This window comes from Streptomyces sp. NPDC111507 (genome assembly GCF_055638955.1).
Genome location: NZ_JBVKBU010000027.1, coordinates 70,990 through 80,193, shown reverse-complemented (window position 1 = coordinate 80,193; position 9,204 = coordinate 70,990). Strand labels below are relative to the sequence as shown.

The following is a 9,204-nucleotide window of genomic DNA, read 5'->3' as shown; positions in this document are numbered from 1 at the left end:
CAACGCCGCCCCGAAGCGCTCGACGGCTTCATCACCGAGACCGGACTGCGACTGGAGCCCCCGTAACCCCGTCACCCCACCCTTTCAACCTCAGCGTCAACCTCTACAGCGGTTCGGTGCAGTTCCGCAGATGGGTGACATCCTGGCAGGATCACCCTTTTATCGCTGGTGGGGCGATCACCGTTGACACGGGTCTCCATGCTCCCTGCCATGGCAGCCCGAACGGATACGCGCGTGGCTACGACAGCTACACGAAGAGGTGGTCACCCAGAGCCCCCGTAGTGATCTGCACTCTCCTGGACGACAACGACTGGCGTCACTCATCTGCGGTCCTGTGGCCCGAGGCTGGTGGACCGTGCACTTTCCGGTCGCAGAGGCGGAAGTAGCTGAGTACAGCACGGCCTTGGGGTTGGCGTACTGGCCGGGGTGGCGCAGCGGCGCGTCGCGTCCTGGCTCACGAGCAGGCACAAGCGGCGCATTCCACTCATGACATGCATGTCCAGTCCGAACGGCGGGAGAAGAACGTGGGTGCCCCTGTGTCCGCCGTCCCCTACGACGGATCATGGCCCTGTTCGTGACGGCCGCCTTGACGCTTTCCTTCTCGGTCATGCTGACGCTCACCTCAGCGAAATAGGCATCCGCCTTGTGCGTGGCAAGTGAGTTTGGGGAACGTGGCGTTCATCCGATGACAGACTGAGCCGTATCGACGTCGACGTGTGGCCTTCAGAGGAGGACTGCCGCCTCTACGCCAGAGCTTGGTCCACCTGCGAGGACAACGCGACGCGTGACCCCTTTGTCGGTGTGGGACCACATCGATTACACGTCCGGCCGGAAAGTCGGCTTCACCGTGTCGATGGTCCAAGGTAGCTAGCCTCGATATGGCGTGCGTTGAAATCGGATGGATCTTCGAGCCGTACTTGCCGTGGGAGCCGAACTCGTCGAGGACCAGACGGTGCAGCTTGCCTCACACCCTGGCCTTCGTCCACTCGGAGAAGTGGCGGTGGGCCGTTGCCCCCGACTGCACGAACGAGCTGACGGCAACTGCTGCCACGTGCAGCCTGACGTGGTCACGAACATGATCGCAGCCAGCACTTCCCGGTCACCATGCCGATGTTGCCCGCCGCCCTGAGGTCACGACGGCGCCTCCGGCACCACCCGCTGGAACAGTTCCCGGGCCAGATATGTCAAGACTCCTCCGTCATCCATCGTGCTCACCGATGGCGCTCACGAGCAGGTGCCGCTCGCGCCGATGCCGACTCCGCTGTCGCAGTTGGTTCCGCCTCGGTCAACGGTCAGGACGCCGCCGCGGTGGATGCCACCCATGCCATCAAGGCGCTCGCGGGCGGCAGCGAGGCTCCGCACAGATGCGGTTCCGGTCGGCGACAGCGCCAGGGCAGAAGAGCTGCGGCCTGGAGGGGGCCGTACGAAGGAGGTCGTTTGCTCTGCGCCCCACAAGCGACGCAAGCCAGCTTTGCCGATCGCTCTGCCGGTGACGGTATTCAGCGTGGCGAACCAACGGTGCCGTGGCGGACGTAGGCGAAACTGTGGCGCTCGGGGGTACCGGGCGCGCCCCTGCATGACGGCGGAGGTCGCCTCGCGGATCAGGTCAGCTTGGTGGTGGTCCGGCAGGGCCTCTCTTCCGGACCGTCGTGTCCACGCGGAACGTGGCGGTTCGTTCTCTGTGGTGGCCGGCGCCCAGCCCGTCGGTGCTGAGTACGGGGACGGGGCTGGAGGCGGCGCCGTTCGAAGTGCGGACTCACGGTGATTGGATCGATACTGTGTGCCATGACTGAACGATTTGTCGCCATTCCTGGCAGCGAACGCTCGGCCGCGCCCAAGACACGCCACGTAGGTCCCGTCGACGGCTCGACGCCCATCGAGGCCACGGTCATGCTGCGCCGCCGAGCGGAGGTTCCGCGCGACCTGATCATGGGGACCGAAACGATCTCGCAAGCCGAGCTTGCACAGCGGTACGGTGCCACCCCGGCCGACGCCGACCTGGTGCGCGACGTGCTGGGCGGCCACGGCCTTCGAGTGACCGATGTCGACCTGGGATCCCGGCGCCTCAAGGTGACCGGCACTGCGGACGCGATGGCCGCGGCGTTCGGGACCCGGTTGTCCGAGGTGTCCAGCCCGGATCCGACCGGTGGTGCGCCCATCCAGCACCGCCATCGTGAGGGCCCGCTGCATGTGCCCGACGAACTGGCCGGCGTGGTCGTGGCAGTGCTCGGATTGGACAACCGGCCGCAGGCCCGTCCCCATCTGCGGCGCGCACGGGCCAGGGGCCGCCAGACCTCCTACAAACCGAATCAGCTTGCCAAGGTGTATCGGTTCCCTCCCGGCACCGACGGCAGCGGCCAGACCCTAGCGATCATTGAACTGGGCGGTGGCGCCGACCCGGCCGAACTGGAGACGTACTTCACGTCCCTCGGCATGCCGACCCCTCGCGTGACCATGGTGAACGTCGGAGCTGGCCGCAATGTGCCGGGCGCCGACCCGGACGGCGCCGACGGGGAGGTACTGCTGGACATTCAGGTCGCGGGCGCGACGGCACCGGGCGCCCACCAGCAGGTGTACTTCGCGCACAACGACGACCAGGGCTTCGTCGACGCGGTGAGTGCCGCTGTCCACGCCACCCCGACACCGGCCGCGCTGAGCATCAGCTGGGGCGCGCCGGAGATTTTCTGGACCGACCAGGCCCGCGCCGTGTTCGACGAGGCGCTCGCTGATGCCGCGGCGCTCGGTGTGACGGTGTGCGTCGCGGCCGGTGACGACGGCAGTGAGGACAAGGTGGGCGACGGCCTGCCGCACACTGACTTCCCGGCGTCCAGCCCGCATGCGCTGGCCTGCGGAGGCACCCGCCTGGACGCCGACCCTGACACCGGGGCCGTGCGCAGCGAAAGGGTGTGGGGCGGCGACGGAGGCGGCGCCACCGGCGGCGGGGTCAGCGAGGCATTCCCTCTTCCTGCCTGGCAGACGACTGCCGGTGTCCCGCACAATGGAGGGGCTCCGGGCCGCGGTGTACCGGATGTATCAGGCGTCGCCGACCCGGCCACCGGCTACGAAGTGCTGGTGGACGGCCAACGTCTGGTCATCGGCGGTACCAGCGCCGTCGCCCCTCTGTGGGCGGCCCTGACCTGCCGTCTGGTTGAGGCGCTCGGCCGGCCACTCGGCATGCTCCAGCCCCTGCTGTACGCCAACGCCACGCCAGGACACACCGCACGCGGATTCCGTGACATCACTGTGGGCACGAACGGTGAATTCCGTGCGGGCCCCGGGTGGGATGCCTGTACGGGTCTTGGTGTCCCCGACGGTACGGAACTACTCGCCTCTCTGCGGGAGGCGGTGCCTGGCTGAGGTTCCCGGAGCCGGGCCCGCCGGGTGCCTGAGAGGTGCCGGGCGGGCCTTCGGTTCGCCGATCCGGGCCGCCGGATGGCAGACGAAGGGCAGATCACGCCACTGCACCCAGTGTGAACGATCCTCGCCCGCTGTCGATCTCTTGGACCTCTGCGGGTGAGGGGGCTGGTCGAGCCATGGCCGAGCCTGCGTGACCTGGTCGAGAGCTGGCCCGGGAGCCTTATGGCAACGGAGATCGAACACGGATTTCGTCGACGCATTCCCACCCGCTGTCTGCTCATCGTCGGGGACCCAGGTTGGGGTTCTGCGACCCTGGCGTGGGCACCATGTCGGCGGCCGCCGCCCACGGACCTGTCGGCCGATGGCTCTCCCGCCTGGCCGGTGTCGCATTCGGCACCGGGTTGAAGGCCAACGCAGTAGAGGAGCTGCCGGTCGAGGGTGTCCGCTTCCAGCATCTCGAACGGCATGACCACGTTGGTCGGGTGGCGGGCGCCGACCTGGTTGCTCGTTTCGTCGAGGCAGATGACGATCCGGCGGGGCATGCCCGCCGCTAACCGGTGCGTCTCGTGGTGCGCCGGGTCGCTCCGCCCCGCCGCGGCGTCGTGGCGGTGACCAGGGAGCCGGTCGCGGTGCGCCGCCCCGGTTCGATCTGTTGCCTGAACGCCTGTAGGGCGACGGTACTGTTGGCCGGGAAGACCGCCATCTTCCCGAGGCTCTGGGCCTTGGCGAGGGTGTCGCCCGCCGTGGTCCCCTCGGGCGCGTGCACCAGGCGTACGTGTCCGTCGCCCGATCCGCGTCGGTCCACCGGGGCCACGGCGCCGTGGGTGCCGTCGGGCAGGTTCACCCACAGCTGGAAGTCTTCGTACCGGACGAAGTCAGCGGCCTTGACGGGCCACGGGTAGTGGTGTTCACCGGGCACTTTGGGCAGGATGCCCTGGTGGTTGCCGTGGCTCATCGGCACGCACGCGTTGAACAGCGAATCGGTCCACCGCTCGACGCCGTCGGCGTCTGTGATCGGCGTGCGCAGCAGTTCCTCGGCGCCCTTGTAACCCAGTTCCCCAAGGGCGGGCAGGGTGTCCGGGAAGGCGTCGATGAGCTCGGCGGCCTCCTGCCTCAGCCGGTCCACCTTCGCCGGATCGGAGCAGAACTGCATGCTCCACTCGATGCCCACCCGCGCGCGGTACATCCGCCAGCCGCTGGCCCCCTTGACCCACAGACTGCCGCCGTGGTGCATCTCCCAGTGCTCAGCGCCAGGAGGTCGGGGCCCGTAGGGAAGGTCATGGTCGTCGCTCATCTCGGCGAGGATCTTGTGCGCCGCCTTCTTCGCGGCCTGGAAGTACGTCGACTCGAAACGCGGGGGGTGGTCGACCAGCTGTATTTTCCAGGGGTGGTTCTCCGATTCCGTGCCGCCGGGCGTGAGGGCCGCCGAGGTTTTGGGCCTGGCGGCGGCGGACGTCCGGGACCTCGCGTCAGTTGCCGTACGGGACTTGGTTGCTGAAGGGGAAGCGGTGTGCGTCATGGTCGGCCTCCTCGCGCCGTGACGCGGACTCGCGCCGGACCCGCGACGCCAGTGCCTATGCCTCCATCGTGCGCCCGGAGCTGGGAGCAGGCCAGCCGGCGCACGGCTTTTGCGTCTGCGGAAGTTGCGCCAGGCGTCCGCCACTTGGCGTGCCGCGGCCATGTCCCCGGCGGTCGCTGACGACTGCGGTGGACAGGCCGGACCGGGAGGGCAGACGATGGAGTGGCGCAGCTCGGGGTTATGGCGGGCTGCGACGGAGGAAGTGGTCCTCTTGGCCTTCGGCATCTCGTTCACGCGTACGTAGCTTTCGGCTCGCCGTTTTTGAACGGCTTCCTCGGCCAGCACCGCGGCCCTGATGAGCGTGATGACCGAGGTGACGGCGACGACCAGTGCGGCGGTTGCGAGGGCGGGGGAGAGGAGGGACTTGTGCGGGGGACGACGTGGCGGGGGAGGACGTGGAGGGGGCTTGGAGAGCGTCTCCTCCTCCGGCCGCACCACCGCCTCCACGCGGATCATGGCATCTGAGGAGACCCCCTTCAGCGACTTCTTGCGAGGAACCCCGGGCGTTTACCCGGGAGGAATCGCGTCCCCGATACTGCGGCGCGGAGCGCCGCAGTATCGCTGCGTCTGCCCGGCCGCGCAGCGGCCGGGTGTCTTCTCCGGCGGAGCCGGGTGGTGCGAACGCATGGCCGGGTGATTCGCTCGGTGTGATGAACGGACTCGAACGTCTGGTCTTGTCTCGTACGGGTGCCTACGATCGGTCATCGTGAAGCTGGTCGTGCAGGTCAAGCTGGAGCCGACACCGAAGCAGGCGGCGGCACTCGATGCGACCCTGCTCGCCTGCAACGAGGCCGCGACGTGGGTGAGTGAGATCGCTTTCGAGCGCGGGGAGTTCAAGAACTACGCCTTGCGCAAGCACACCTACGATGCGGTCAAGTCCCGCTGGAACCTTGGTGCGCAGGCCGCCCAGCACGTCATCAAGAAGACGTGCGACGCGTACGCCACGCTGAAGGCGAACTTGCGGGCCGGAAATCTGGGCCGGTCCGGCTCGCCCCGATACCGCCGAGCCGCCGAGAAGCCGATCGCCTTCCGCCCGCAGGGCGCGCAGCCCTACGACGACCGGATGCTGTCCTGGCAGATCCCCGACCGGACAGTGTCGATCTGGACCGTGACGGGCCGGGTCAAAGACATGGCCTTCACCGCCTCACCGGAGCAGCTGGCCACGCTGACCCTGTACCGCAGAGGCGAGTCCGACCTGCTGCAGCGGGACGGCATGTGGTTTTTGAACGCCACCTGCGAGGTCCCCGAAGCGCCCCTCAACCCGGACCCCGTGGACTTCCTCGGGATCGACCTGGGCATCGTGAACATCGCCACCACCTCGGACGGCGAGATCATGGCCGGACGCGAGCTGAACCGCATCCGGGCCCGGGAGCGCGGCCTGCGGGCCAAGCTGCAGAAGAAGAACACCCCGTCCGCCAAACGCCGCGCCAAGAAACGGCGGCGCAAGGAAGCATGGCGGGCGAGAGACATCAACGACAAGATCGCCAAGCATGTGGTGGCCGAGGCAGAACGCACCGGTCGTGGAATCGCCCTGGAAGACCTGACAGGGATCCGCGAACGGGTACGGCTTCGCAATCCCCAACGGGCCACCCACTCCTCCTGGGCCTTCTCCCAGCTGGGAGCGTTCATCGCATACAAGGCCCGCAAGGCCGGGGTACCAGTGGTGCACGTCGATCCGGCGTACACCTCACGCACCTGCGCCGAATGCGGGCACATCGACAGGGCGAACCGGGTCTCACAGGCCTGGTTCGCGTGCCGGAACTGCGGATTCGTTGATCACGTGGACCGGAACGGCTCCCGCAACATTCGGGCCCGCGCCGGGGAGTTGTGGCGACGCGGGGCCCCGTCAACGGCCCCTGCCCCACCCCGAACACCTCGGAGTGAGGCTGGACGCAAACGCAGCATCACCGCCAGTGATGCCCGTTGTGCAAGCCCGTCGCTTTAGCGACGGGTAGTTGACGGCAGAAATTCGTAAACCGGACCGTCAAGCGCGAAGTTGCGAGAACACAACGTCACGTCCCTGCCCTTGAGATAAGCCAGCAACCACTCGCTGAACGTCATCTCGTAGAGAGTCCAGGCCGGGCTGTCGAACTCCTGGACCACGATGCGCCAGGACGACGAAGGGGTATCGGGAATGCAAAGGAAAACTGCCTCGCCCGTCGTGGCCGACGCCACCGGCATCAGTTCCCCGGGGTTCGCCCCCACCGGACTCGGCAGGAACTCCGCCATGTCCTCCTCGCGCCAGAGCTCGAGATCCCCCCTGATGTCTTCTCCCAGACTGTGCAGGAGATGGCCGGCGGGGTGCTTCAGGTACAACTGCCTGTTGATCTCGATCGAACCGTAGGCGTCCACGATTTCACGGAAGTCTGCCGGAAATTCGATACCGAGTTCTTGCTCGAGTTCGATCCATGGAGCTGGATCCGACCAGTTGAACCGGGGTTCGCCCAACAGGGCTGTGATCTCTGGAAGTGTTGCCACCACTAGGTCTTTCTGGCGCGTCGAGCGGATGCCTGTCTTGGAGTTGACCGTAGTACAGGTGAAAGCCTCCTCGACCCCTCGGGGTCCGTACGTGGCCACCCCCGCCGTAACGTTGGCAGGAACGGGCGATGCGGGTATCCGTATACGAGCACGATCGAACCAGCCCCGCCACGAGTCACTGACGGGTCAGGGAGACGGGTTCCAGCCGGGCAGGGGCAGCGACGGCATGCCGGTGCCCACGTTGCGCACACACGCAGTCAGTCGTCAGGGCTGCTGTTGACCGCGCCGCATGACCAGTACTCCCACTCGCCGGGCGCTCGGAGTCCGCCCAAGCTTCGGATGCCTGGCTGCCTTCGTACGTGGCCTCTCGCTGCACGTACGTCACCGACTGGATCGCGGACAAATTACGGACAAATTCCGGACAAGACGAGGTACCGCCTCGCCAGCGACCCGGCAGAGGATGCAGCACTGTTCGAGAGTCTCAGGCGTTGCCCTGACGTCCTGACCCGGCAGAAGATCTGACAGCACCGGATGGGCGTCGGCGCGGCAAGGCGACGACCAGGGCACTCGCGCAGCAGCTGATCCCGGATTCGCGGGTGTTCGACGCTGAGAAGGTCGGCGAGACGCTCATGGACATCACGCCGGGGCTGTCTGGGACGGACAATTTCGAGCACTGGCCGTCGTGGCGGCCATCTGTAGTCGAGACCGCCCGCCGCGTATTCGATTACACGGGCGGCACTCTGGTGATGTCCATGACTGTCCTGGTTGAGCAGTACTGGCACGAGATCACCACGGGCCTCGCCCACCATGCCATCCCGGTACGGCACTTCGTCCCACACGCCGACCAGGACACCCTCCATGGGCGCATCGGGGGCGACGCTGTTCTTGGCCCCCGCTCCCCGTTCTGTCTCAAATACCTGGAGCCCCACGCCGGGTGGCCGGCACGTGGCTAGACGGTGAGGCCGTGGTCGTCGACACCACGCACCTCGCGCCCGCCCAGTCCGCTCAGCGGATCGCCGAAGCCGTCAAGAGTTGAGGTCCGCCCGTCACGCGAATCAGGCGCAGGAGGCACTCGACCCACCGGCTCGGCGCGACTAAGTTGGCGGCGCAGATCCCGCTGACCGGCCTTGGAGCAGTGCATGTCCTCGTTGGATGAGTTGCAGGCCCTGCTGGGCGAGCCCGCCCACCGGCAGATGAACCCGGACGACTGGAACGACATCGAGCAACACATAGGTTCTGCTTTGCCCAGCGACTTCAAGACGTTCCTCAATGCCTATGGCAGCGGGGTCATCTCCGGCGAGCTCGTTGTCTTCCACCCGCGTGGATCAAGCCCGTTGCTGGAGCGCATGCGCAAGACGAACCAGGTGTTCACTGAGCGTCGAAAGAGGGTCCTGAGCCGCGGCGACTCCGAGCATGTCCCGTACCCCTTCCACCCCGAACCCGGTGGGCTGATCTCCTGGGGATACGACTACAGCGGTGACGAGCACTTCTTCCTATCCTGCGACCCTGACCCGGACCAGTGGAAGATCGTCACGATGGTCCATGAAGAGGGCTGCGTGACCTTCGATGGCCCGTTCTCGAGTTTCGCCCTCGCCTTCGTGCGGCGGCTCCTCGACGTGGACCGGTACCACGGCATCGAACCGCAAGCCCTGGAGTTTCTGGAGCCTGAGGACCTGGAGGAACTGGTCGCCGCCGGAGAGATCGGCCCCGTTCCGCCGAGCTTCGAGCCGTTCTAGACAGAGCGCTTTCGGACGACTTCCTGGGCAGCAGTGAACGCAGTTGGCGAGTGG

Annotated in this window: 6 protein-coding genes and 2 pseudogenes; 5 read left to right on the top strand and 3 right to left on the bottom strand. The window is 67.0% G+C overall.

The window, feature by feature from the left end:
* Nucleotides 1-967: 967 nt before the first annotated feature.
* Nucleotides 968-1,206, bottom strand: a pseudogene (locus tag ACZ7M2_RS49390) (transposase); the annotation flags it as partial.
* 579 nt (nucleotides 1,207-1,785) lie between these two features.
* Here ACZ7M2_RS49390 and ACZ7M2_RS49385 point away from each other — a divergent pair.
* Complete coding sequence (locus tag ACZ7M2_RS49385; RefSeq protein WP_471600872.1) at nucleotides 1,786-3,357, top strand: S53 family peptidase; 1,572 nt, start codon at nucleotides 1,786-1,788, stop codon at nucleotides 3,355-3,357.
* Nucleotides 3,358-3,674: 317 nt separating this feature from the next.
* Entirely contained in the window at nucleotides 3,675-3,911 is a 237-nt protein-coding gene (locus ACZ7M2_RS49380) for a hypothetical protein (RefSeq protein WP_471600871.1), read from the top strand.
* Here the strand turns inward: ACZ7M2_RS49380 and ACZ7M2_RS49375 are convergent.
* Entirely contained in the window at nucleotides 3,908-4,876 is a 969-nt protein-coding gene (locus tag ACZ7M2_RS49375) for a DUF6424 family protein (protein ID WP_471600870.1), read from the bottom strand. The genes ACZ7M2_RS49380 and ACZ7M2_RS49375 overlap by 4 nt on opposite strands.
* A gap of 766 nt (nucleotides 4,877-5,642) precedes the next feature.
* Here ACZ7M2_RS49375 and ACZ7M2_RS49370 point away from each other — a divergent pair.
* On the top strand, nucleotides 5,643-6,881 hold the full coding sequence (locus ACZ7M2_RS49370) for an RNA-guided endonuclease InsQ/TnpB family protein (RefSeq protein WP_471600869.1): 1,239 nt from the start codon (nucleotides 5,643-5,645) through the stop codon (nucleotides 6,879-6,881).
* Here the strand turns inward: ACZ7M2_RS49370 and ACZ7M2_RS49365 are convergent.
* Nucleotides 6,878-7,414 (bottom strand): SMI1/KNR4 family protein, encoded by a 537-nt coding sequence (locus tag ACZ7M2_RS49365; RefSeq protein WP_471600868.1) that lies wholly within the window; start codon nucleotides 7,412-7,414, stop codon nucleotides 6,878-6,880. The genes ACZ7M2_RS49370 and ACZ7M2_RS49365 overlap by 4 nt on opposite strands.
* Nucleotides 7,415-8,010: 596 nt before the next feature.
* Here ACZ7M2_RS49365 and ACZ7M2_RS49360 point away from each other — a divergent pair.
* Together ACZ7M2_RS49360 and ACZ7M2_RS49355 are read left to right on the top strand one after the other, a co-directional pair.
* Nucleotides 8,011-8,450: pseudogene (locus ACZ7M2_RS49360) on the top strand (ATP-binding protein).
* A 103-nt stretch (nucleotides 8,451-8,553) separates the two neighbouring features.
* Nucleotides 8,554-9,150, top strand: a complete 597-nt coding sequence (locus ACZ7M2_RS49355) for an SMI1/KNR4 family protein (protein ID WP_471600867.1) — start codon at nucleotides 8,554-8,556, stop codon at nucleotides 9,148-9,150.
* The last annotated feature ends 54 nt before the right edge of the window (nucleotides 9,151-9,204 follow it).

Bases quoted from the DNA above. Each gene is read 5' to 3' on its own strand.
- ACZ7M2_RS49385 (WP_471600872.1), top strand. From the start codon at position 1,786: ATGACTGAACGATTTGTCGCCATTCCTGGCAGCGAACGCTCGGCCGCG.
- ACZ7M2_RS49375 (WP_471600870.1), bottom strand. From the start codon at position 4,876: ATGACGCACACCGCTTCCCCTTCAGCAACCAAGTCCCGTACGGCAACT.
- ACZ7M2_RS49355 (WP_471600867.1), top strand. From the start codon at position 8,554: ATGTCCTCGTTGGATGAGTTGCAGGCCCTGCTGGGCGAGCCCGCCCAC.